General features: G+C 64.4%; 18 protein-coding genes. 8 read left to right on the top strand and 10 right to left on the bottom strand.

The genetic code is table 11. The annotated features are described in order from the left end of the window. Positions 1-1,330 (top strand): ABC transporter permease (locus HG250_RS02290; protein WP_170002440.1); only part of this gene is annotated, 1,330 nt, incomplete at its 5' end. A gap of 96 nt (positions 1,331-1,426) precedes the next feature. Here the strand turns inward: HG250_RS02290 and HG250_RS02285 are convergent. Next, positions 1,427-4,093, bottom strand: a complete 2,667-nt coding sequence (locus tag HG250_RS02285; protein ID WP_240956868.1) for a TonB-dependent receptor — start codon at positions 4,091-4,093, stop codon at positions 1,427-1,429. Positions 4,094-4,410: 317 nt separating this feature from the next. Here HG250_RS02285 and typA point away from each other — a divergent pair, with 317 nt between their 5' ends. Next, on the top strand, positions 4,411-6,234 hold the full coding sequence (typA, locus tag HG250_RS02280) for a translational GTPase TypA (RefSeq protein ID WP_170002438.1): 1,824 nt from the start codon (positions 4,411-4,413) through the stop codon (positions 6,232-6,234). A 94-nt stretch (positions 6,235-6,328) separates the two neighbouring features. Here the strand turns inward: typA and HG250_RS02275 are convergent, their stop codons facing one another. Further along, positions 6,329-7,084 carry a hypothetical protein gene (locus HG250_RS02275; RefSeq protein WP_170002436.1) on the bottom strand — a complete coding sequence of 252 codons (756 nt, stop codon included), beginning with the start codon at positions 7,082-7,084 and terminating at the stop codon, positions 6,329-6,331. Between the two features lie 132 nt (positions 7,085-7,216). Between HG250_RS02275 and putP the strand changes: the two genes are divergently transcribed. Together putP and HG250_RS02265 are read left to right on the top strand one after the other, a co-directional pair. Continuing rightward, entirely contained in the window at positions 7,217-8,707 is a 1,491-nt protein-coding gene (gene putP / locus HG250_RS02270; protein WP_170002435.1) for a sodium/proline symporter PutP, read from the top strand. A 37-nt stretch (positions 8,708-8,744) separates the two neighbouring features. Next, positions 8,745-9,452 carry an extensin-like domain-containing protein gene (locus HG250_RS02265; protein WP_170002433.1) on the top strand — a complete coding sequence of 236 codons (708 nt, stop codon included), beginning with the start codon at positions 8,745-8,747 and terminating at the stop codon, positions 9,450-9,452. 30 nt (positions 9,453-9,482) lie between these two features. On the opposite strand, the gene HG250_RS02260 is transcribed toward HG250_RS02265, so the two are convergent. From HG250_RS02260 to HG250_RS02235, 6 genes are all read right to left on the bottom strand, one after another. Next, complete coding sequence (locus HG250_RS02260) at positions 9,483-10,106, bottom strand: response regulator transcription factor (RefSeq protein ID WP_170002431.1); 624 nt, start codon at positions 10,104-10,106, stop codon at positions 9,483-9,485. A 179-nt stretch (positions 10,107-10,285) separates the two neighbouring features. Beyond that, positions 10,286-11,029, bottom strand: coding sequence for a proteasome-type protease (locus HG250_RS02255; RefSeq protein ID WP_170002429.1), 744 nt, complete (start codon positions 11,027-11,029; stop codon positions 10,286-10,288). Between the two features lie 41 nt (positions 11,030-11,070). After that, entirely contained in the window at positions 11,071-11,889 is an 819-nt protein-coding gene (locus HG250_RS02250) for a transglutaminase family protein (RefSeq protein WP_170002427.1), read from the bottom strand. Continuing rightward, positions 11,889-12,833, bottom strand: a complete 945-nt coding sequence (locus HG250_RS02245) for an alpha-E domain-containing protein (RefSeq protein WP_170002425.1) — start codon at positions 12,831-12,833, stop codon at positions 11,889-11,891. The genes HG250_RS02250 and HG250_RS02245 overlap by 1 nt, the downstream gene beginning before the upstream one ends. Positions 12,834-12,891: 58 nt before the next feature. Continuing rightward, complete coding sequence (locus HG250_RS02240) at positions 12,892-14,319, bottom strand: circularly permuted type 2 ATP-grasp protein (protein ID WP_170002423.1); 1,428 nt, start codon at positions 14,317-14,319, stop codon at positions 12,892-12,894. Positions 14,320-14,431: 112 nt separating this feature from the next. Continuing rightward, positions 14,432-15,217, bottom strand: coding sequence for an esterase/lipase family protein (locus tag HG250_RS02235; protein ID WP_338103828.1), 786 nt, complete (start codon positions 15,215-15,217; stop codon positions 14,432-14,434). Positions 15,218-15,315: 98 nt separating this feature from the next. Here HG250_RS02235 and uvrB point away from each other — a divergent pair, with 98 nt between their 5' ends. From uvrB to HG250_RS02220, 3 genes are read left to right on the top strand one after another with little or no spacing between them, the layout of a single operon-like run. Then, entirely contained in the window at positions 15,316-17,493 is a 2,178-nt protein-coding gene (gene uvrB / locus HG250_RS02230; RefSeq protein WP_170002421.1) for an excinuclease ABC subunit UvrB, read from the top strand. 60 nt (positions 17,494-17,553) lie between these two features. Continuing rightward, complete coding sequence (locus HG250_RS02225) at positions 17,554-19,074, top strand: S10 family peptidase (RefSeq protein WP_170002419.1); 1,521 nt, start codon at positions 17,554-17,556, stop codon at positions 19,072-19,074. A 2-nt stretch (positions 19,075-19,076) separates the two neighbouring features. After that, positions 19,077-19,694 carry a hypothetical protein gene (locus tag HG250_RS02220; protein ID WP_170002417.1) on the top strand — a complete coding sequence of 206 codons (618 nt, stop codon included), beginning with the start codon at positions 19,077-19,079 and terminating at the stop codon, positions 19,692-19,694. Here the strand turns inward: HG250_RS02220 and HG250_RS02215 are convergent. After that, positions 19,669-21,756 carry a protein-disulfide reductase DsbD family protein gene (locus tag HG250_RS02215; protein WP_338103827.1) on the bottom strand — a complete coding sequence of 696 codons (2,088 nt, stop codon included), beginning with the start codon at positions 21,754-21,756 and terminating at the stop codon, positions 19,669-19,671. The two genes, HG250_RS02220 and HG250_RS02215, sit on opposite strands and share 26 nt — an antisense overlap. 53 nt (positions 21,757-21,809) lie before the next feature. On the opposite strand from HG250_RS02215, the gene HG250_RS02210 reads away from it, so the two are divergent. Continuing rightward, a complete protein-coding gene (locus HG250_RS02210) occupies positions 21,810-23,027 on the top strand; it encodes an FAD-dependent monooxygenase (RefSeq protein WP_240956867.1) in 1,218 nt (405 codons plus the stop codon). 23 nt (positions 23,028-23,050) lie between these two features. Here the strand turns inward: HG250_RS02210 and HG250_RS02205 are convergent. Continuing rightward, the coding region (locus HG250_RS02205; RefSeq protein ID WP_170002413.1) for a hypothetical protein at positions 23,051-23,729 on the bottom strand (679 nt) is incomplete at its 5' end.

Raw genomic sequence — 23,729 nt, 5'->3', positions numbered from 1 at the left:
GGCCGGAGTCGCAGGCGGACTGGCCGCCATCGCGGGCCTGGCGCTGATCGAGGCTAAACAGCCGCTGCTGTCGGGCGGGTTCCTGCTGGGCGCGGCGGCGGCGCTGGCGATGCTCGCTCTGCTGGGGCTGGGCATCCGGAAGCTGGCGGCGCGCCTGCCCAGCCCCGCCAATCCGCTGCTGCGGAACGCGCTTGCCAATCTGCACCGCCCCGGCGCATCCACCGGGGCGCTGGTGACGGCGCTCGGGTTCGGCCTCTCCGCCTTCGTCCTGCTCGCAGCGGTGCAGACCGCCATCGACGGGAATATCCAGCAGCGCGTGCCCGATGAGGCGCCCGACTATTTCGTCCTCGACATTCCGCGCGGCGACGAAGCAGCCTTCCGCAGCACCGTCCGCGCGGAGCATCCCGATGCGGCCATCCGCACCGTTCCGGCGCTGCGCGGGGCGATCCTCGCCTATGGCCCGGAAGGCGCGATGACCCGCGTGGCCGACCTCGACGAGATCCCCGACGGCGCATGGCCGCTGCGGGGCGAACGCGGACTGACCTATGCGGAAGAAGTTCCTGCCGGCAATGTCGTGACATCTGGCGAATGGTGGCCGGCAGACTGGACGGGCGAGAACCTCGTCTCGGTCGATGCGGAACTGGGGGAGGCCGTCGGGCTGGAGGTCGGCGACATGCTGACCATCGGGGTTCTGGGTGTGGAGCGCACCGCGCGGATTGCGAGTTTCCGGCGCATCGACTGGGAAAGCCTCGGCTTCAATTACGTGCTGGTGTTCTCTCCGAATACGCTGGCCGATGCGCCGCATAATCTGGCCGCGACCGTGGACCTGCCTGAAAATGCCGTAGCGGGGCCGTTGCTGCGCCGGCTGGTGAACCGCTTTCCTTCTACGTCGGTCATAGAAATCGGGCAGGTGCTGGCAGAGGCGCGCATCATCCTCGGCCAGGTAGGTCTGGCCACGCTGGCAGCCGCATCAGTGGCGGTGCTGGCCGGTCTGGCGGTGCTGCTGGGGGCGATCGCCGCCGCCCGCGCCGCCCGCATCTATGACACGGTGATTTTTCGGGTGCTGGGGGCAAGCCGCCGGCAGGTGCTGATCATGCAATTGCTGGAATATGGCGCATTGGCGCTGATCCTGGCGGTGGTGGCCCTGGTGTTGGGGAGCGGGTTTGCCTGGTTGGTCATCACGCAATTGTTCGAATTCGACTGGCTGCCCGACTGGGGCTGGATACTGGCCGTGCTGGGTGCCGGACTGGCGCTCGTCCTCGCCTTTGCGCTCGCCGGATCGCTGCCGCTGCTGCGGGTGCGCCCGGCACGCGCGCTCCGCACCCTGTGAAGCGCCCTTGAAGCGATTGCATCGAGAAACAATCCGGCAACAGAAATTCAAAAAAGGGGCCACGAATGGCCCCTTTTTCATGCGAGATTGCCGCAATCAGAAGCGATAACGGACCGATCCGCCATAGGTGCGCGGCTGGTTGGGATAGCCGGAGATCGACCCCGCCTGCGCCACGGAATCGAAGACCGACAACAGGTAGCGGTCGTCCAGCAGGTTTCGGCCCCAGGCGGAAATCTCCAGCCCGTTTTCGAAGGCATAGGTCAGCGACGCATTCACATCGTCTACCTGCCGGCGGAACGGACGCGCTACGGCAATCGCCACCGCCTGTCCGCCATCCAGGAAAGCGGGCAGGCCCTGGATGACCTGCGTATCGGATTCGTAATGATAGTCGCCGCGCAGGATCACGCGGTCGCCATTGCCGAGTTCCTTGTCATATTGCGCCGCGAAGGTGGCGGACAGTTCAGGAATGCCGGCCACCTGAAAGCCCGAGAGATCGCCGATCGCGCTGCTTGGAAAGCTGTCGTATTTCGCATCGAGATAGGTGAACGATGTGTTGAACGTCAGTTCGTCGGAGGGGCGCACGATGCCTTCGAATTCGATGCCGAAGGTTTCCTGCAGGCCGGCGTTGGCCAGAGCGAAGCCGGTCCCGGTGAAGATATTGGATTGGAAGCCGTCTATTTCCTGCTGGAACACCGTCAGATTCGCGCCTGCGAAACCCCAGTCGGCCTTTATGCCCGCTTCATAGACGGTGGATTCCTCCGGACCTGCGAAGCGCGAACCGGTGGACAGGTTCGGCAGCAGCAGCCCGGCCTGCGTCAGCGCCGGAACGTCGCCGGCAAGCGGCCGGCTGTCGCGCGACAGGTTGAAGGAGCTGGCCTTGAAGCCGGTCGCATAAGAGGCATAGACGTTGATCTGCCGCGATACATCATAGGCAAGGCGGATGGTGTAGCTGAAATCGTCGTCGTCAGTCCGGCCGTCCTCGACCGCATTCGGCACGTTGAGGAAGGGCGGCTGGAATTGCAGACTGCGCAGGGCGATCAGCGGGTTCACTGCCGGGTTCAGATCGTTCGCATCGGCAAAAGCCCGCACGCCGGTCGATATCGCACCGAAGCCCGCCGGGTTGGCTGCCGCAAATCTGCCGATTTCCGCAGCCGAGGCAGGACGGCCAAGGCCGAGAATCCCGCCGATCTGCTGCGACAGACCCTGCTGGAAGATACCGGCATTGCCGATCGCCCGCAGGTCCAGCGCGGAAAACACGTCGCTGGATGTCACGTCGGTTGTGATCGCCTTTTCGTCATTGGTGTAGTTTCCGCCCAGCGTCAGCGTCAGCCCGTCAATCAGTTCGAAATCCACCTGGCCGAAGACGCTGTAGGCTTCGTTCGTCAGATCGTAGCTTTCATCGAGGCCCTGCCCCGCGCCGAAGAACTGGCCCTGAAACCGCGTGGGATCACCGAGGATGGTTCCGATGGTCGCTTCCACCAGCGGCACGTTGAAGGCACCGTTAGACTGGCCGCGGATGAGCAGATCGGCATAGGGACGAAAGTCGTCGCCGAATTTGAGCTGGCTGAATTGATCGACGGTCTCGTCGAAATAATAGCCGCCGACCAGCAGGCTGATCCGGTCGGTTATATTGCCGGCAAGGCGCAGTTCCTGCGTAAAGGTGTCGATGGCGACATCGTCGGATTTCCGGCCGATCAGGTCGGCGCTGGTGAAGTCGGCATCCTGGTTGGTGAAGGCCCGCGACTCGCGATAGGCCGTGATGGAGGTCAGCGTAAACCCGCCGAGTTCGTAATCGAGCTGTCCGGAAATGCCGTAATTCTCGATATCGTTCAGCGAATCCAGATTGTTGAAGATGACATCGTCGAAGCGGTCCGCCGGATCGTTGACCCGGCCACCGACGGCAAAGACTGCCTGCGTCGCGGGTGACTGGCGCAGATTGACCACGCCGCAGCAGAGTTCGTCCACCTTGTCGTAATCGGCGATGATCCGCGCACGAAGGGGGCCGCCGTTTTCGAACAGTGCCTGCCCGCGCACGAACCAGCGGTCGCGGTCGTTCACGTCATTTCCGGTATTCGCATCGAACAGATAACCGTCGCGCTTGTTGATGCCGCCGGCGAGGCTGACCGCGATCGAATCGGTGACAGGGCCGGTCAGCAGGCCCTTGAGCACTTTCGAATCGAAATTGCCGTAGGAGGCATCGATCTGCCCGCCGAAGCTGAATTCAGGCTCCTGCGTGACGATCGAGATAACGCCCGCCGATGCATTCTTGCCGAACAGGGTCGATTGCGGCCCGCGCAGAACCTCGATCCGGGCGACATCGGGAAGATCGGAAATCTGCGATGCCGTGCGGCTGCGATAGACGCCGTCGACGAACACGCCGACCGACGGTTCGATGCCGGCATTGTTCGCACCATTGCCGAAGCCGCGAATGATGAAATTGGTATTGGCCGAGCTTTGCAGCTGCTGCACCCGCAGCGACGGCACCACGGATTGCAGATCCTGTAGATCGCGGATCTGCGCACGTTCCAGCGTCTCCGCCGTGGTAACCGTAACGGCGGCCGGGATTTCCTGCAGCGTCTGGGCGCGTTTCGTCGCGGTCACGACGATCTGGTTGCCGGTTGCCGAATCCTGGCTCAATTCGAAATTGTCACCATCGGGATTGGGCTCGGCAGGGTTCACCTCCTGCGCGAAAGCGACGGCTGGAAAAGTAAAAGCGACAGTAGCGGCGCCGGACAGAAAGGCGGCACGATTCAAGATCTTCAAAGCTCGACATCCCCATGATTGCAGTGCCCCCGCTTCGTGGCGAACCACATCGGGGGCCACCCGTTGCGGGGCGCGGGATAAGATTGGGTTCATCATATCTCAAGCAGGAAGGCTAATTATCGGTCATCCCGGAGAGCGATTGTTGCCGCTTCGACACAGCGCTGCGCTTGCTGCATCGCACCATATCGGCTAGAGACGCGCGCGACTGCCGGATTAGGGGCCGGATCACGTGATTGCCATACTGGCGCCCGTGTTCCTCCACGGCTCCATCTCCGGTGCCGGACGGCAACCACATCAACACGAAAGTTCCCTAGGCGATGACCGCTTCCTTACGCAATGTGGCGATTATCGCCCATGTCGACCACGGCAAGACCACTCTTGTCGACCAGCTCTTCCGCCAGTCCGGCACCTTCCGCGAAAATCAGCGGGTCGAGGAACGGGCGATGGATTCGAACGATCTGGAAAAGGAACGCGGGATCACCATCCTCGCCAAATGCACCAGCGTCGAATGGCAGGACATGCGCATCAACATCGTCGATACGCCCGGTCACGCCGATTTCGGCGGCGAGGTGGAGCGTATCCTGTCGATGGTCGATGGCGTCATCCTGCTGGTCGACAGCAGCGAAGGCGCGATGCCGCAGACTAAATTCGTCACCGGCAAGGCGCTGGCGCTGGGGCTGAAACCCATCGTCGTCGTGAACAAGATCGACCGCCCCGATGGCCGCCCGCAGGAGGTGCTGGACGAGGTGTTCGACCTGTTCGTCAGCCTGGATGCCAATGACGAACAGCTCGACTTTCCCGTGCTCTACGCCTCTGGCCGCAATGGCTATGCCAGCACCGACATGGATGCGCGCGAGGGCGATCTGACGCCCCTGTTCGAGAAGATCGTGGAGCATGTCCCCGCCCCGGCAGCGGACAAAGACGGCCCGTTCAAATTCCTCGTCACCCTGCTCGACCGCGACAATTTCCTTGGCCGTATCCTGACCGGCCTCGTCGCCAGCGGGTCGATCAGGGTCAACGATCCGATCCACGCGCTGAACAATGAGGGCAAGGTGGTCGAGACCGGCCGCGCATCGAAGATCCTCGCCTTTCGCGGGCTGGAACGCGTACCGGTGGACGAGGCGAATGCCGGTGACATCATCTCCATCGCGGGCATGACCACCGCGACCGTGGCCGACACTATCGCCAATCCCGAAGTGACCGAGCCGCTGCACGCGCAGCCGATCGATCCGCCGACCCTGTCGATGCGCTTTTCCGTCAATGACAGCCCGATGGCCGGGCGCGAAGGCACCAAGGTGACCAGCCGCATGATCCGCGACCGCCTGGCGCGCGAGGCGGAAAGCAATGTCGCCATTCGCGTCACCGAGAGCGCGGACAAGGACAGTTTCGAAGTCGCAGGGCGCGGCGAATTGCAGCTGGGCGTGCTGATCGAGACGATGCGCCGCGAAGGGTTCGAACTCGGCATCAGCCGCCCCCGCGTGCTGTTCCAGACGGACGAGGACGGCAACCGCACCGAACCTTATGAAACCGTGGTCATCGACGTGGACGAGGAACATTCGGGCACGGTCGTGGAGAAAATGGCGAGCCGCAAGGGCGAGATGACTGACATGCGCCCCAGCGGCGGCGGCAAGACGCGCATCACCTTCTCCGCTCCGTCGCGCGGGCTGATCGGCTATCACGGCGAATTCCTGTCCGACACGCGCGGCACTGGCATCATGAACCGGCTGTTCGAGAAATACGGCCCCTACAAGGGCCCGATCGAAGGCCGCGCCAATGGCGTGCTGATCTCCAACGGCACCGGCGAGGCGGTCGGCTACGCGCTGAATGCGCTTGAAGATCGCGGCGAATTGATGATCGTGCCGCAGCAGAAGATCTACGAAGGGATGATCATCGGGGAGAATGCGAAACCGCAGGATCTCGAAGTCAATCCGATGAAGTCGAAGCAGCTGACCAATTTCCGCTCCACCGGCAAGGACGATGCCATTCGCCTGACGCCGCCGCGCGTGATGACGCTGGAACAGGCCATCGCCTATATCGACAATGACGAAATGGTCGAGGTGACGCCCGAAACGATCCGCCTGCGCAAGGCGATCCTCGATCCGAACGAGCGCAAGAAGGCGAGCCGCCGCGTCGAGGACTGATATTCGGGGCGCTGCGGCGCCGTTCGACTGGACGAGAAAAAGCCGCGCATCTGCATCGTGCAGCTGTGCGGCTTTTACCTTGGCAGATGGATCTTCAGAGCGTCCGCTCGGCGATGACCATGAGGGCGAACAGCGCCGCGCCGCCGGCGAACGGGAGGAACTTGCTCTCGCGATCCTCGGGCAATTCCTCCTTCAGCACGTTCAGGATGATACCGCCCGACACGAAGGCGAATACGCAGCCGATGGCGATGGGCGGCAGCTCGACGTAAAGCCCCGCCAGCCAGCCGCCCATCACCGCCGCAACGATCACCCAGCGCCCGATCCGATCGTAGGCTTCCGCATGGTCGCGCCGCATGCCCAGGTCGGCGGTGACGAAATGGAGCACCATCGCTCCGAAATAGAGGGCGAGCGAAACGAACCCCAGCTCCTCGCGATTGTTGAGCAGATAGCCAATCAGGAAATTCAGCACCGAGAAGCTGCCGATGTGCAGCCACAGCACATCGTCCGTCATCCTGTCGCCTTCGCCGCGGTTGCGGCTCTTCGCCCGCGACAGGCGCACCCTGCGCTCCAGCCCGAAAAAGATCATCAGGCCGAGCAGGCCCAGACTGTAGACGAGGCTTTCGACCCTGACCGGATCGCGACCGGCAATCGAGGAAATCTCCGCCGAATGTGCGCCGAGATCGGGCAGGACATGCAGGAAAACATAAGCAACCGCCACACCGCCCGCAAAAGACAGGAAGCGGTTGCGCGGCAGGCTTTCAAGCCATTCCAGCCTGCCGATGAACAGATGGATCGCCGCGAAACCCGATGCCATCGCGGCGGTTACATAGCTTGCCAGACCAGTGCCCATGCAGCCTCAACGGCCCTTTGCATGCCGGGTTCCGGCGACTCCGGATGACCCGGCTCCAGGTGACGCTCCAGGTGACGCTCCAGGTGACGCTCCAGGTGACAAGGCAGCCGCCGTTCCTTATGTCCAGCCGCCATGCAGACCGGAACCCTGATCTCTCTCGCCCTCTATTTCGTCCTGATGATCGCCATCGGCCTCTATGCCTGGCGCAAGTCCACCGCTGACAGCGAAGGCTATCTGCTCGGCGGACGCAATCTGCACCCGGCCGTGGCTGCGCTGTCCGCCGGAGCGTCGGATATGTCGGGCTGGCTGCTGCTGGGACTGCCCGGTGCGCTTTACGCTGCCGGCATGGTCGAGGCATGGATCGGCATCGGCCTGTTCGTCGGTGCATTTGCGAACTGGATCATCGTCGCCCCCCGCCTGCGTCGTCAGACCGAGGATTACGGCAATGCGCTGACCATCCCGCAATTTCTGGCGAACAAGTTTCCCGATCGCGCCATCGCCCTGCGGGTGACCAGCGCAATAATCATCGTGGTGTTCTTCACCATCTATACGGCAGCGGGCCTTGTCGGCGGGGGCAAATTGTTCGTCACCAGCTTCGCCGACCTGTTCGGCGAAACGGGGATGAGCGATTACATGACGGGCATCTGGCTGACGGCGGGAGTCGTGCTCGCCTATACGATGGTCGGCGGGTTCCTGGCCGTCAGCCTGACCGATTTCGTGCAGGGCTGCATCATGGTGGTCGCGCTGGTGCTGATGCCGGTGGTGGTGCTGCTCGGCGATGGCGGGCCAGCGGCGGTCGGCGACGCCGTGTCGGCCATCGATCCCACTTTCCTCAGCCTGACGGAAGGGCTGACGCTGATCGGCCGTCTTTCGGCCGTCAGCTGGGGCCTTGGCTATTTCGGGCAACCGCATATCATCGTGCGCTTCATGGCGGTGCGTTCGGTCCCCGATGTCGCCGTGGCGCGCAACATCGGGATGAGCTGGATGTTCGTGTCGCTGCTCGGCGCGCTGGGCGTCGGGATCGCGGGGCGTGGCTACATGGCGTTGAACGGCATCGCGCTGGAAGATCCCGAAACGATCTTCATCGTGCTGGCCGATCTGCTGTTCAGCCCGCTGATCACGGGATTCCTGCTGGCTGCGCTGCTGGCCGCAATCATGAGCACGATCTCCTCGCAATTGCTGGTTTCGTCGAGTTCGCTGACCGAGGATTTCTACCGCCTGTTCCTGCGCAAATCGGCCAGCGAGCGGGAGATCGTGAATGTCGGCAGGCTGTGCGTCGCATTGGTGGCGCTGGCCGCCATCGCCATCGCCGCCGACCCGGACAGCGAGGTGCTGGCCCTCGTCGCCAATGCCTGGGCCGGGTTCGGGGCTGCCTTCGGGCCGCTCATAATCCTGGCGCTGACCTGGCCGCGCATGACCGGATCGGGCGCGCTGGCCGGGCTGGTCACCGGAGCCGTGGTTGTAATCGTCTGGATCGCGGCGGGCTGGAATTCCTCCTTCGCAGGCGGCCAGGGCATTTACGAAATCATCCCCGGCTTCATCGCGGCCTGGCTCGCCATCGTCATCGTCAGCGGCCTGACTACGCCTTCCGCGCGAGAGGTCCCCTCGCCTGCGCGGCGTTAGAACGAGGTTCAGGCGGGTGCGGGCAGACGGGCGAGCGATGAGGCCATTCGGATTCCCTGCTGTTGCCGCGACCCTGCTCGGCGCGCTTGTCCTTTCGGGGTGTTCCCTGCTCCCGGCGGGCCGGAGTGCGCCCGATGGTGCCACGCGCGCGCCATCCGCCACGCGCGCGCCGCCAGTCGGCAGCAGGCCGATCGTGCGAAGCCCCGATGCCGCCCGCTGTATCGCCAATCTCGATCAGGTCGGGGCGAAGTTCAGCCCGGTGCCTGACCGTTATTACGGCGCCGGATGTTCGGTTCTGGGCAGCGTGCAATTGAGCGCCCTGCAAGGCGATACGAGCGAATTCGGCCTCGGCAATATCGGGCCGGTAACCTGCCCGCTGGCCGAAGCGACGGCCGGCTGGGCGCGGTACGGCGTCGACCGCGCCGCCCGCCAGATCCTGGGCAGCGGATTGCTGCGGATCGAGACATTCGGAAGCTATTCCTGCCGCAATATCGCCGGATCGAGCCGCCGCAGTTCGCATTCCAGTGCCGAGGCCGTGGATGTCAGCGCCTTCGTTCTGAAGGACGGCCGGCGCATCGCGGTGGACGAGGACTGGAACAGCGGCGATCCGCGCCGCCGCCAGTTCCTGCGGATCGTCCAGCAGAGCGCCTGCAAGCGTTTCGGGACCGTGCTCGGCCCCGATTACAATGCGGCGCATCGCGATCACTTCCACCTGGAACGCACCGGCAACAGCTTCTGCCGCTAAGGTCGGCCATAGTGCGTTCCGGGCCGGGTGTCAGGCCTGCTGCATGTCCTCGATCTGGGCCTCCAGCCGCAGGCGCACGGCATCCGCTGCATGGCTCGCCCCAAGCTTGTTCATCATGTTGGCCCGGTGGATCTCCACCGTCCGCGGGCTGATGTCGAGTTCGCGGGCGATATTCTTGTTGCTGCTGCCGCGGCTTAACCAGTCCAGCACCTCGCGCTCGCGCCCGGACAGGGCAGACAGGCGCCCGCGCGCCTCGATCATGCGGCGGCGTGCCTTGCCGAAGGCTTCTGCTTCCTCGGCCACATTGTTCAGCGTGTTTTCCAGCGGCGCCGGAGCGAGAGGCAGTGGCAGATAATCGAGCGCGCCCGCCTTCATCGCCGTGACAATGGTGGTGACATCCGGGTCATGCCCCAGTGCCACTACCGGCAGCCATAGCCCCTGCGCTGCCAGATGCGTCAGCAAGCGCGGAACCCCGCCGCCCGCGCGGTCATCGTCGACGAAGACGATCCCGTCGCGGGGCGGGTGGCGCAGCAATTCCTGCGGGCCGGCATAAACTTCGGCATGATGGCCGAGATCGTAAGCCACGCGGGCAAGTTCGGCGCGGAGGCGGCTGCTGGCCGCCACGAAATGCAATGTAGTTCGCTGTGTCGTCATGCCCGCAACCTGCCGCGAGCAGCGGTTCCGCGCATTCGTGAGTGCCGCCAGAATGGAGGTTTAGGAGCGCCGCCACTGGTGTATCAAGGCGCAGGCAGCCGGCAAGACGTCCTCCATTTTCGAGCCAATGCCTCCGCAATTCCGCGTAAAGGGAAGCGGCAGCAGCACCCGCTTGCGGGTCACTCGGTGAAAAAGCTGTAGTCGGGCAGGGAATGGAAGGCAGCGCGCAGCGCTTCTCCCCATCCTGAGGAGATCGCATCGAAATAGGGGTCGTCGGCCGATATGCGCTTCTCATGCGCAGGTTCGAACCGGTCGCGCTCGATCACCATCAGATCGAGCGGCAGTCCCACCGAAAGATTGGCCTTCAACGTCGAATCGAAGGACACCATCAGCAGTTTCACCGCATCCTCGAAGCTCATCTCCCGGTCATAGGCGCGCAGGATGATGGGGCGGCCGTATTTCGTTTCGCCGATCTGGAAGAAGGGCGTGTCGAAGCTGGCCTCGATGAAATTGCCTTCGGGATAGATCATGAACAGGCGCGGCTCCATGCCTGCGATCTGGCCGGCCAGGATGATGGAGGCGGTGAACCGGCCCTTGCCCCGCGTTCCGTTCGCCTCCTGCCGGGCCTCGATCGTCTCGCGCAGCAGATGGCCGATTTCGGTGGCGACATTGAACATCGTGGGTGCGTCGAGCAGCGAATTGTTCCGCTCCTCAGGCGCTTTCGTACGCTCCTCCAGCTGGCTGATCACCGCCTGGGTCGTGGCCAGATTGCCCGCCGTCATCACGGCCAGCATGCGTTCGCCGGGCACAGACCAGTGGAACATCTTGCGAAATACCGAGATATTGTCGACGCCGGAATTCGTCCTTGTGTCGCTCATCAACACGAGGCCCCTGTCGAGAACCATTCCCACGCAATACGTCATAATTTTCCTTCTGGCCGCGCCCTGGCGCGATGGCCGGTCGTCTATTGTTGCTCGTTCTGCTGCTGTTCCACAGCAACATCGACATGCAGTTCCTGCGTGTTCGTGCCGAATGTAATACCGGTGATCGGTGCCGCGTCGCGATAGTCGCGCCCGGTCGCCACGCGTACATAGCGGGTATCGGGACTGATGCCGTTCGAAATGTCGAACCCGACCCAGCCCAGCCCCTCCACATGCGCTTCGGCCCAGGCATGGGTCGCTTCCTGATCGATGCGGTCGTTCATCATCAGATAGCCGCTGACATAGCGGGCGGGAATGTCGTGCATCCGTGCTGCACCGATGAAGATCTGGGCATGATCCTGGCAGACGCCATGGCCCAGCTGCACGGCTTGTTCCGCCGTGGTGTCCACGCCGGTCTGACCAGTGGTATAGGCCACGCGTTCGCGGATACGTTCGGACAGAGCGTGCAGGAAATCGAGCTTCGCACCCTCCTCCGCACGCAGATCGCGCAGCATGTCGATGGCGCGCGGCCCGGGGCGGGTCAGCGGCGTCTGGGCCAGGAAGCTCCACAGCGGCAGATGGCCCGAATGGCGGCCGATCACGCCGGCATTGTCATGCGTGTCGACGCGGCCTTCGCATTCGATCACGACCTCGCGCGCGCCTTCTTCCACGGCGACCAGCGTCACGTGATTGAAGTGCTGATCGTCATATTCCAGTTCCGGTCTCGCATTCTGATAACGCATGTCCCAGGACGCGATCTGCTGCCCCTGCGTTTCCTTGGGCGTCAGGCGCAGCCGCTGCAGCGCATGGACGACCGGTTCGGAAAAGACATAGCGGGTGGTATGGCGGATCGACAGGCGCATCAGCGAAGAAACCTGTAATCTTCGCCGATGGCGGCGGCGATGCGCGCATTGCTCGCCATGAATTCGAGCAGGAACTGGTGAAGACCCATTTCGAAAATCTCCTCGATGGTGAGCGATGACAATTGTGTATCGGCCTGCCGCATCAATTCGTTGCTGCGGCCTTCATGGCCATGGATGCGAGCCAGCGCGGCCAGGTTCTGCCGCAACGCGGACTGGCAAAACGCGAGGCTGCGGGGAAACCGGTCGTCCAGCACCAGGAATTCGACGATACCGCGCGCGTCGATATTGCCGGCATTGATCCAGCGATAGGCGCGGTCGCCCGATACGGAGCGCAGCACCGTATCCCACTGCCCGGTATCCAGGCTGGAGCCGACATAGGACAGCGAGGGCAGCAGCAGGTAATATTTGATGTCCAATATGCGCGAGGTGCTGTCGAACCGTTCGATGAAAGTGCCTGCACGCGCGAAATGGAAGCTTTCATCACGCAGCATGGAGCCCGTCATCGCGCCATGGGCCAGCGTTCCGGCGCGGCGGACCATGGCGATCGCCTCACCCACGTGGTTCTGCCCCACGGGGCGGGACAGCAGATCGCGGATTTCCATCCAGCTTTCGTTGATCGCTTCCCAAACCTCGCCGCTGATGGCGTTGCGGGCGAGGCGCGCATTGGTGCGGACCTGATTGAACATCTCGGTGACGCTGGCAGGGTTTTCCCGGTCGCGCAGGATATAGTTCCATGCCTGCACACCGGTATAGGTGCCGTGTTTCGCTTCATAGCCGCGCTTCTGCCCGGCGGTGGAGATGACGGAGCGCCACTCCTCCTCCGCCGTCACCGAATCGCGGGTCAGCGCCATCCGCAGCCCGGCATCGAGCAGGCGAGCGGTGTTTTCCACCCGTTCCAGATAGCGGAACATCCAGAACAGGCCATTGGCCGTACGTCCAAGCATCAGGAGAAGCCCTCCTGTATCGGCACGAGGCAGGTCGGTTTCGCAAGTCGCAGCACGGTCATTCCTTCAGCACCCAGGTATCCTTGGTGCCGCCGCCCTGGCTGGAATTCACCACCAGCGACCCCTTCTTCATCGCCACGCGGGTCAGGCCGCCGGGCGTGATGTCGACCTTGTCGGGAGAGACCAGGACGAAGGGCCGCAAATCGACATGCCGCGGCGCCAGCCCGGATTTGGTGAACACCGGGCAGGTCGACAGCGCCAGCGTCGGCTGGGCGATGTAATTTTCCGGCTGCGCCTCGATCTTCTTGCGGAAATCCGCCACTTCCTTGCGCGTCGAGGTCGGGCCGATCAGCATGCCGTACCCGCCCGATCCATGCACTTCCTTCACCACCAGTTCGGGCAGATTGTCGAGCACATAGGCGAGGCTGTCCTTTTCGCTGCAACGCCATGTCTGCACATTGGGCAGCAGCGGCTTCTCGCCCGTGTAGAATTCGACGATTTCCGGCATGAAGGAATAAATCGCCTTGTCGTCGCACACCCCGGTGCCCGGCGCATTGGCGATGGTGACATTGCCTGCGCGGTAGACATCCATGATGCCCGGAACCCCGAGTACGCTGCCGGGATTGAAGCTGAGTGGATCGAGGAAATCATCGTCGACCCGGCGATAGATGACATCGACGGTGCGATAGCCGCTGGTGGTCCGCATCTTCACCTTGCCATCGACGACGCGCAGGTCGGTCCCTTCGACCAGTTCCGCGCCCATCTGGTCGGCAAGGAAGGCGTGTTCGAAATAGGCGCTGTTGTAGATGCCGGGGGTCAGCACCGCGACGACGGGCTTGCCGCTGGTGCCCGGCGGCGCGCAGGCAGCCAGGCTTTTGGCCAGCCGGCGCGGATAGTCCGACACCGTTTCCACCGGCACCCGGGTGAACAGTTCGGGGAACATCGCCATCATGGTTTCGCGATTTTCCAGCATGTAGGATACGCCGGAAGGTGTGCGGGCATTATCCTCGAGCACGAAGAATTCATCCGGTCCGGTCCGCACCAGGTCGATACCGACGATGTGGGTATAGACGCCGCCCGGCGGGGTGAAGCCGACCATGTTCGGCAGCCAGGCTTCGTTGTTCCGGAACAGGCGTTCGGGAACGCGGCCCGCGCGGATGATTTCCTGCCGATGGTACAGATCGTACATGAAGGCGTTGAGCGCCTTCACCCGCTGTTCGATCCCGCGGGTGACGCGGCGCCATTCGCCGCTGTCGATGATGCGCGGCACCATGTCGAAGGGGATCAGCCGTTCCTCGGCCTCGTCCTCGCCATAGACGTTGAAGGTAATTCCGGTGCGGCGGAAATTCTTCTCCGCTTCGGAATTCTTGCGGTTCAGAAGCCGGGTTTCCTGTTCGTCAAACCAGTTGCAATAGCCTTCATAGGCCGGACGGACATCGCCCCCTGCCGTCCGCATCTCGTCGAAATTCGCTGCTGGTTCGCTCATGTATCTCCGCTCGGTATCCCTGTTGCTGCACGGCGGCGACCTGTTGGTCTGACGCATTCACCGGGCTGGAATGAGCGCCGCCGATCGGCATGCGCTTCAGGAATACAAGGTTTCAGAGCGTTTCGAGTTCCCGCAGCACCGTCCGGATGGCCTCTCCGGAATAGGTGAAGCCCATGTGGGTGCAGGACAATGCAACCGCCCGGTCGCGCTCTCCTTCGGCGCCCGCGGCGCTTTCCACGGCCACGATCCCGTCGTTCGGGCTGAACAGGGCGACGGTGGGGACAGGTGGCTTTTCCGCTGGATCGGTATCGATGGGCGGATGGTCGACGCGGTGGCCGGTCACCATCTGATAGGCCCGCCAGGCGTTGTTGGCACGCGGGCTTCCCGAAAACGGACTTCCCATGGTGATGACCTTGGCCACCTTGTCGGGATGGCGCTTCGCCAGTTCGCGGGCGAAAATGCCGCCGAGGCTCCACCCCACCAGGAACACCTTGCCTTGTCCGCGCTCGTGCAGGTCGATCAGCCGTTCCTCCAGCATCTCGAAGCGTTCGGGTGCAAAGCCCATGTTGAAGCCCTGCCCCCAGCGCTTCACCGTGTGGCCTGCCCGCTCCAGGTGCCGGGCCATGTAGCGCATGCGGAGGGGATGCGCGCCGAAACCGGGCAGCAGCATCACCATGCGCGGGTGCGCGGCGCGGCTGACCTCCACATTGCGGACCAGCCGCCGTGCCGGTTCGAGAAAATGCCCGAGTTCGCGCAGCATCTTGCCCAGCGGCGGGCTCGGCGCGTCATCCTCCACCACCTCGCGGGCAAGCCGGATGCGCCGGGCGACGGAGATGTAACGGCCCTTCGCGCCTGCTCCGCTATTCTTGGAGGTCATCGAGGCGTCGGTCACATCCACGCTGGCTATATCGCTTAGCCGGTTCTGATTGACAAGCTGATTGACAGGCAACGTGCCACCGGTTGCCAGCTTGGGGGCGCAGCCCCATATCCGCGCGCATGGCAGAACTCGTTATCCGTCGCGGACTGGAAGAACCAGACACCAGCGCCGACTTCACCCCCCACCGCCCCGACCGTCCGGCAAAGACCATGCCGGGCAAACGCTTCGAACTCGTGTCCGATTACCAGGCGGCAGGCGACCAGCCACGTGCGATCGGCGAACTGGTGGAGGCGGCGAAGAACGGCGATCAGACGCAGGTCCTGCTGGGCGTGACCGGCAGCGGCAAGACCTTCACCATGGCGCGCGTGATCGAGGAATTGCAGCGCCCCGCCCTGATCCTTGCGCCCAACAAGATCCTGGCGGCCCAGCTTTACGGCGAGTTCAAAAGCTTCTTCCCGAATAATGCCGTCGAATATTTCGTCAGCTATTACGACTATTACCAGCCCGAAGCCTATGTGCCGCGCAGCGATACCTATATCGAGAAGGAATCGAGCACGAACGAGGCCATCGACCGGATGCGCCATTCGGCCACGCGGTCGCTGCTGGAACGCGACGACGTGATCATCGTCGCCAGCGTGTCCTGCCTGTATGGCATCGGTTCGGTTGAAACCTATTCGGCCATGATCTTCGACATCAAGACGGGGACAAGCGTCGATCAGCGCGAGCTTATCCGCAAGCTGGTGGCCTTGCAGTACAAGCGCAACGATGTCGCCTTCGCACGCGGCAATTTCCGGGTGCGCGGCGACAACTTGGAAATCTTCCCCAGCCATTACGAGGATGTTGCCTGGCGCGTCAGTTTCTTCGGCGACGACATCGAATCCATCAGCGAATTCGACCCGCTGACCGGCAAGACCGGCGCGGACCTCAAAAGCGTGCGCGTCTATGCCAATTCGCATTACGTCACTCCGGGGCCGACCATGAAGCAGGCGACTGCCGCCATTCGCTTCGAACTGGAAGAACGGCTGAAGGAACTGCATGCCGAAGGGCTGCTGCTGGAAGCGCAGCGGCTGGAGCAGCGCGTCAATTTCGACCTGGAAATGATCGCCGCCACCGGCAGCTGCGCCGGAATCGAGAATTACTCCCGCTTCCTGACGGGCCGCCTGCCGGGCGAACCGCCGCCGACGCTGTTCGAATATATTCCCGAGAACGCGCTGCTGTTCGTCGATGAAAGCCACCAGACCGTGCCGCAGATCGGCGCGATGTCCAAGGGCGATCACCGGCGCAAGCTGACGCTGGCGGAATATGGCTTCCGCCTGCCGAGCTGCATCGACAACCGGCCCCTGCGCTTCAACGAATGGGACGCGATGCGCCCGCAGACCTTTGCCGTTTCGGCGACACCGGGGCCGTGGGAGATGGAGCAAACCGGCGGCGTCTTTGCCGAACAGGTCATCCGCCCCACCGGCCTGATCGATCCGCCGGTGGACATCCGCCCGGTGGAAGACCAGGTGCAGGATTGCATCGAAGAATGCCGCAAGACGGCGCAGGCAGGCTATCGCACGCTGGTCACGACCCTGACCAAGCGCATGTCGGAAGACCTTACCGAATTCATGCATGAGGCGGGCCTGAAGGTCCGCTACATGCATTCCGATGTCGAGACGCTGGAGCGCATCGAGCTGATCCGCGACCTGCGCCTCGGCGTCTATGACGTGCTGGTCGGCATCAACCTGCTGCGCGAGGGGCTGGACATTCCCGAATGCGGGCTGGTCTGCATTCTCGATGCCGACAAGGAAGGCTTCCTGCGCAGCGAGACCAGCCTGATCCAGACCATCGGCCGCGCGGCGCGCAATGTCGACGGGCGGGTGATTCTCTATGCCGACCGGATCACCGGCAGCATGGAACGGGCGATGGCGGAAACCGAACGTCGCCGCGAGAAGCAGCGCGCCTTCAACGAGGAGCACGGCATCACCCCGCGCACGATCCGCCGGGACATCGCCGATATCGTCGCCTATTCCGCAGCCTCCGACAGCACGCCTGACAAGGACGATGCGAGCAATCTGGTCGGCCACAACCTGCGCAGCCATATCGAGGATCTGGAGAAGCGGATGCGCAAGGCCGCGTCCGACCTCGAATTCGAGGAAGCCGGGCGCCTGCGCGACGAGATCCGCAAATTGGAAGCGGACGAGCTCGGCCTGCCCGACACGGAGCAGAAAGCGCCCCGCGTCGGCCGCAGCAACGAAGGCAAGCCGGGCACGCGCAAGACCCGCTACGGCAATTCCAAACGCAAGTGGAAGGGGTGAAGCGGGGGAAAGGTTGCGGCGGGGCTTCAATCATCCGGCACGCGCTGGCATAGGACCGGCATGACACTGCCGCACCGCAAGAATATCGCCCTGTTCCCGGTATTTGCCGCATCGCTTGCATTGCTGGCGCCGGCTGGTCCGCTGGTGGCACAGGAAGATGACCTCATCGAGACTGCTGCCCCCAGGGCCTACTTCGCCAATTCTGCGACAAAGGACATGGTTGGCACCTTCGGCGGCAAACGCGTCGCCTACACCGCCACGGTGCAGGAAAACGTGCTGAAGGCCGAGGATGGCACGCCCATGGCGGCCATCGTCACCACCTCCTATGTCGCTGACCCGCGCGACCCTTCGCGCCCTGTCACCTTCCTGTTTAACGGCGGGCCGGGTTCGGGCAGCGTCTGGCTGCAGATGGGCGCTTTCGGCCCCAAGCGCGTGGACATTCCCGGCGATGCGACCGACGACGGCGCTCCGCCCTATCCCATTCTGGACAATCCGGAGTCGCTGCTCGACGTGACCGACCTCGTCTTCATCGACCCGGTCGGCACCGGGTTCAGCCACACCATCGGCGATACCAAGGGGGAAGATTACTGGGGCATCACCAAGGACGCGAAATCCGTCGCAGAGGTGATCCGCCTGTGGATCAGCGAGAACGGCCGCTGGAACAGCCCGAAGTTTCTCGGCGGGGAAAGCTATGGCACCACCCGCAGCGCCGCGGTCGCGCACGAACTGGAAGGCGGCTATAATGATGTCGCGCTGAACGGCATCATCCTGATCTCCACCATCCTCGATTTCGCCACCGGCGCGGACCGCGAAGGTAATGAACTGAGCTATGTCACCAATCTGCCGACCATGGCGGCGACGGCCCTGTATCACGGCAAGGCCGAAGCCGCGTCGGTGGAAGGCTTCGTTGCCGAGGCGCGCGCCTTCGCCCTTGGCCCCTACGCCTCCTTCCTGCTGAAGGGCCGGGCAGCGACACCCGCCGAACATGCCGCCATCCGCAGCCAGCTGGCGCGTTTCACCGGCCTGTCCGAAACCTATCTCGACAATGCCAATCTGCGCGTCTGGCCGGGCCGCTTCTACAAGGAATTGCTGCGCGACCGGGGGTTGACAATCGGCCGGCTCGACAGCCGTTACACGGGCCGGGATTACGACAATGCGGGCGAAGGACCGGACAACGACCCCAGCTTCTACGGCATCGATGCTGGCTATGCCGCCGCCATCAACCAGTTCCTGCGCGAGGATATCGGTTACCGGACCGACCGCAGCTATGTCACCATCGGCAATGTCGGCCCGTGGGACTGGGAGATCGACGGGGGACGTGACGAGAATGCCTATCTGACCGTCGCGCCCTATATCGGCAAGGCGATGCGCGAGAATGCCGATCTGCGCGTGCTGGTGGCGCAGGGGTGGTACGATTTCGCGACCCCGTTCTTCGCTGCGGAATATGCCCTGTCGCGCCCCGGAATCCCGCAGGACCGGATCGAGTGGCACTATTACGACAGCGGCCACATGATGTATGTCCGCGAGGAAGACCGCGCCCAATTGTCCGACGACATCCGCCGCTTCATTCGCGCGCGCTGACCATGCGTCTTGCGCTGCCCCTCGGCCTTCTGCTGCTCTCCGCCTGCAAGCCGCCCGCCGCCGACAATTATGTCGAGCGGGTGGAACTGAAGGAGCGGAGCCGCATGGCCTCGCCTTCGCTGCCTTCGCCCAATGTGGAGGGCGCGGTCTGGGCGCAGGCGGGCGATGCCCTGCGGATCCTCTATGGCATTCCTGGCGAGGTGCCGATGCTGGCGCTCGCCTGCCGCTTTCCCGGCGGCGAGCCGACGCTGCATGTCACCCGCTTCAGCCGCGCCGATCCGGAGGCGAAGGCGCTGATGGCCTTCGTCGGCAACGGCCATATCGCGCGGGTGCCGATGGATGCCGTCCACAATGGCCGGGCATGGCTGTGGGAAGGCGACATACCGGCACAGACCTACGCACTCGGCGCGCTGACCGGCCCGCGCAAGCTTACCGCCACCCTGCCCGGAGCCGGGCTCGTGGGGCTGAATGCCAGCCCCCTGCCCGGCGAATTGATCGCATCGTGCCGCGAAGGTGTGCCGCAGCAGGTGGAACCTTCAGCCGATCTCGAGATCGAGGTGGATGACACCGATCCCGACCAGCCGGCGGACGGGTTTAGCGCGGACGCTCCGCCAGCGTGACGAGGCTCTGCGGCCCGAGCACCTGCGGCAAGTGTTCGGCCGCTCCGCCCGATTCGTACCAGAGGTAGAGCGGCACGCCCGCCGCGCCCTGCTGGTCAAGAAAGCGCCCGATTGCGGGATCGCCCCGCGTCCAGTCGCCAACCATGCTTACCACGCCCGCTTGCGCGAATGCCGCCTGCGTTTCGGCGCGTTCGATGGCGACCTGCTCGTTCACCTTGCAGGTGACGCACCAATCGGCGGTGAACCAGACGAAGACGGGCGCGCCGCTGGCCCTGGCCTCCGCCAGCCGCGCTTCGCTGAAGGGCTGAGCGTTCAGCATACCGCCTGTGGCCCGTGCCGCGGGCGCATAAAACGCCGTCATCGTTCCCAGCGCCGCGATGGCGGTCAGCGTAGCGAACGCGATCGCAAATCCGCCCCGGTTGCGCGCGGGCCGGTATCCTGCGCTCCATAGCGCCAGCAATGCGACAGCGGCCATGACCAGCACCACCGCCTCCAGCGCAAACAAGGCCCCGCCCAGCCGCCAGCACAGCCAGACGAGCGCCAGCGCGGTCAGGCCCATCGGGATCGCCATGAGGCGCCGGAACCGCTCCATCCACGCACCCGGCTTGGGCAAACGGCGACGAAGCGCTGGCACGAAGCCGATCAGCAGGAACGGCAGCGCCAGCCCCAGCCCCAGCGCTCCGAACAGCAGCAGGGCGGCGATCGGCGGCAACAACAGCGCAGCCCCCAGCGCCGCCGCCATGAACGGCCCGGTGCAGGGCGTAGCCACGAAGGCGGCGAGCAAGCCGGTGGCAAAGGAATTCAGCGGCCGGCCGCTGCGGCTGAGGCGGAACGATGGCAGCGCATAGAGCCCGGCCAGATTGGCAGTGATCGCCCCCGCCAGCACCAGCAGGGCCACCACGACGCCCGGCTGCTGCAACTGGAAGGCCCAGCCCACCTGCTGACCCGCAGCGCGCAAGGCGAGCAGCAGTCCGCCAAGGCCCAGGCACGCCAGCAGGACGCCTGCGCTGTAGCTCAGCCCTTCCACGCGCGCTTCCGCCTCGCTCCGCCCGGCGCGCGCCAGGCTGAGCGCCTTGAGGCTCAGGATGGGAAAGACGCACGGCATGCCATTCAGCAGCAATCCGCCGGCGAGTGCGCCGAGGATCAGAAGCCAGTAAGCCGGTGTCTCCCCGCTTGCCGCCAGTGCCTGCCCGCCGTCGGGAACCGGACCGGGCACTGCGGAAAAACGGATGCCCTCGCCTTCGCCCAATGCGAGAATGCCATTGATCCGCTGCGGAACTTCCGGCGAGGCGGAAAGCGCGATTTCACCGACCAGCCAGTCTCCGGCCCGGGCGAATTGCTGTGTCGCCGCATAGTTCACCAATCGGGTCTGTTCGATGAAGAGGTGCGGACCGGCGAGGCTGAGGCTCGCTGGAAGCGGTATGGCGATGCGCAGAGTATCTCCTGCGGTTTCAAACTGTGCCGTCCGGTCGATCAGCGGCGGCAGCAGCGCGCGCCAGCGGTCGAAACGCGCATCGCCGCCATTCGCCGCCACGGGCAGCGACAGCGTCAGTCGTGCGCTTTCGGGCACGCAGATCTTGTCGGTGCAGGCGAGCCAGCGGGCATCGACAGCAATTTGCACAGGCCCGTCCGTGTCGTAGGTCGCAGGCACCTCCAGCGGCACCAGCACCGCATGCGGACCTTCGTAGACATGGTTCATCAGCCCGGCGATCAGCAGGGTCTCGGGCACGGGATACAGTAATTCGCCCGGCTGCCACCCCGCAGGCAGTTCCCAGTCCAGCGCCAGGCCGTAACCTGCATCGCCGGGGTTCTTCCAATAGCCATGCCAGCCGGGCTTCGGATCGAAGGCGATAGCCAGCGTTATCTGCTGGCCCGCGCGGGCCGGCCCGTCGGCAACGAGGCGCGCCGCGATATTGTTGCCCTGCGGCGGCGCGCCCGCAATCTGCGCTGCGGCGGGAACGGGCATCAGCGCAAGGGCAAGCAGCAGCAGAAGACCCGCGATCAACCCGGCCGGAGATCTGCGGGGCGCATCGGGGCGCGGCATTATCCTTGCGTCGAACACATCCGGGCCTCTAGAACGGCGAAGCTGAACCCGCAATAAAACGGATGGACTGCATGACGGACGCACGCCGGGACTTGTTGATATTGGGCGGCGGCCTCGTTGGCATGACGCTGGCACTCGCCGCCGCGCGCAAGGGTCTGTCCTCGCATGTGGTAGACCGCGCCGATCCCGCCGATCTGCTGGCCGAAGGCTTCGACGGACGCGCCTCGGCCATTTCCACGGCCAGCTGGAACCTGTTCGGCAACATCGGACTGGCGGACCAGCTGGAACCGCTCGGTTGCCCCATCGCCAGCATCGCCGTCAGCGACCAGTTGAAGCCAGGCGCGATCGATTTCCGCCCCGGCCCTGATGACGGCACCCTCGGCCGCATGTTCGCCAATCGCGACCTGCGGCAGGCGCTGTTCGATGCGGCGAGGGACGAACCGCTGATCGACTGGCATGCGAAATCGGAAGTGGTGACCCGCCAGCGCGGCGAACATGGCGTTTCCGCCACGCTGCAAGGCGGCGCGGTGCTGCACGCCAGCCTGATGGTCGGCGCGGAAGGCCGCGCTTCCCCGACGCGCGAGGATGCGGGGCTGGTCGTCGCGAAATGGGATTACCGCCACCGCGCCATCGTCGCCGGGCTTACCCACGAACTGCCGCACCGCAATGTGGCGTGGGAAATCTTCTATCCCGCCGGGCCGTTCGCCCTGCTCCCCATGCTGGATGATGCTGGCGGCGCGCATCGCAGCGCGCTGGTCTGGACGGTGGATGAAGGTGACGCCAGCGGCGTGCTCAAATTGTCCGACCGTGCTTTCCTTGCCGAACTTCACCAGCGTATGGGCACGCTGTTCGGCGAATTGATTTCGGTGGGACCCAGGGCTTCCTATCCGCTCGGTTTCCATCATGCCGCGCGGATCACGGCGGATCGTCTGGTTCTGGTCGGCGATGCCGCGCATGGCATCCATCCGATCGCCGGACAGGGGCTTAACCTGGGTCTGCGCGATGTCGGCGCGCTGGTGCAGGTGCTTGGCGATGGCGCTTTGCTGGGGCTCGAACCGGGCGACGCGCAATTGCTGTCCCGCTACGAGAAATGGCGCGGCCTCGACGCATTTACCGTCGCCTTCGCCACCGATGGATTGACGCGCCTGTTCGGCATTCCCGGCAGTCTGGCTTCGGCAGCGCGGCGGTTCGGCATGGCCGCGGTCGAACGCACCCCGGTGCTGAAGGATTTCTTCATGGATGAAGCGCGCGGCGTGACCGGCGATTTGCCGGAGATGCTGAAGGGCTGACGCCGGTCCGGCGAGCCCGGCCCCTATTGCCCGGTTTCAGCCACCTGTCCACCCAGTTGCCCCACCGGATTGCCGGACGCATCGCGCAAGCGGCGCGGTTCCAAAACGGCAGCGGTTTCGATAAGGTCGAGCGCGCGCTGCGTCGCGGCATAGCGTTCCGCGTCCTCGATCCAACCCTGCGCCTCTGCCGCACCGGGGAGGTTGCGGATTTCGGCCACGGCGGCATTCACCCGCCCGCTTTCGAGGAAGAGCCGTGCCCGTTCCATCCGGCGTTCGGGCTGCGGCGACGGCGCACTTTCACGGCGGATGACGAACAGTTCGGATAATTCCTGCCGCACGCGCGCCAGACCCGTCGTGCTGGCATCCGCCCGCAGGTCGGGCCGCAATCCTTCCAGCCGCGCGATCAGCCGGTCGAGCGTGACGGGGTCGCGCGAGGCGGAAATGACCGTGCCCACGGCATTGGGCAGGGCATCGCCGAACCGCAGCCGCAGCTGATCGGCCAGATAGCCAAGCTCCGCCCCCCGCTCCATCGCCCGGCGGGTGGCGAAAGCGATCAGCAGCCCTTCGGCGCGCGCGGCATTGCCGGCGGCGGCCTGCGCCTGCATATCGAGGCGCGTCAGGCGCTGCTCCGCCGCGTCCAGGCGCTGTTCGATGCCGCCCTGCTGCTGCGCTACGGCGGCCATCCGCGCTGCGGGCCGGGTC

The sequence above is a fragment of the Pseudopontixanthobacter vadosimaris genome (assembly GCF_012979275.1).
In the GTDB taxonomy this organism is placed as follows: Bacteria; Pseudomonadota; Alphaproteobacteria; order Sphingomonadales; family Sphingomonadaceae; genus Pseudopontixanthobacter; species Pseudopontixanthobacter vadosimaris.
Note: the sequence above shows the minus strand (reverse complement) of the source record. Positions and strands in the feature narration are given on the sequence as shown.

Excerpts from the sequence above, each read along its gene's own strand:
- HG250_RS02220 (WP_170002417.1), top strand. The coding sequence starts at position 19,077 with ATGCGTCTTGCGCTGCCCCTCGGCCTTCTGCTGCTCTCCGCCTGCAAG.
- HG250_RS02255 (WP_170002429.1), bottom strand. The coding sequence starts at position 11,029 with ATGACGTATTGCGTGGGAATGGTTCTCGACAGGGGCCTCGTGTTGATG.
- uvrB (WP_170002421.1), top strand. The coding sequence starts at position 15,316 with ATGGCAGAACTCGTTATCCGTCGCGGACTGGAAGAACCAGACACCAGC.
- HG250_RS02260 (WP_170002431.1), bottom strand. The coding sequence starts at position 10,106 with ATGACGACACAGCGAACTACATTGCATTTCGTGGCGGCCAGCAGCCGC.
- HG250_RS02250 (WP_170002427.1), bottom strand. The coding sequence starts at position 11,889 with ATGCGCCTGTCGATCCGCCATACCACCCGCTATGTCTTTTCCGAACCG.
- typA (WP_170002438.1), top strand. The coding sequence starts at position 4,411 with ATGACCGCTTCCTTACGCAATGTGGCGATTATCGCCCATGTCGACCAC.
- HG250_RS02210 (WP_240956867.1), top strand. The coding sequence starts at position 21,810 with ATGACGGACGCACGCCGGGACTTGTTGATATTGGGCGGCGGCCTCGTT.
- HG250_RS02240 (WP_170002423.1), bottom strand. The coding sequence starts at position 14,319 with ATGAGCGAACCAGCAGCGAATTTCGACGAGATGCGGACGGCAGGGGGC.
- HG250_RS02245 (WP_170002425.1), bottom strand. The coding sequence starts at position 12,833 with ATGCTTGGACGTACGGCCAATGGCCTGTTCTGGATGTTCCGCTATCTG.
- HG250_RS02225 (WP_170002419.1), top strand. The coding sequence starts at position 17,554 with ATGACACTGCCGCACCGCAAGAATATCGCCCTGTTCCCGGTATTTGCC.
- putP (WP_170002435.1), top strand. The coding sequence starts at position 7,217 with ATGCAGACCGGAACCCTGATCTCTCTCGCCCTCTATTTCGTCCTGATG.
- HG250_RS02275 (WP_170002436.1), bottom strand. The coding sequence starts at position 7,084 with ATGGGCACTGGTCTGGCAAGCTATGTAACCGCCGCGATGGCATCGGGT.
- HG250_RS02265 (WP_170002433.1), top strand. The coding sequence starts at position 8,745 with ATGAGGCCATTCGGATTCCCTGCTGTTGCCGCGACCCTGCTCGGCGCG.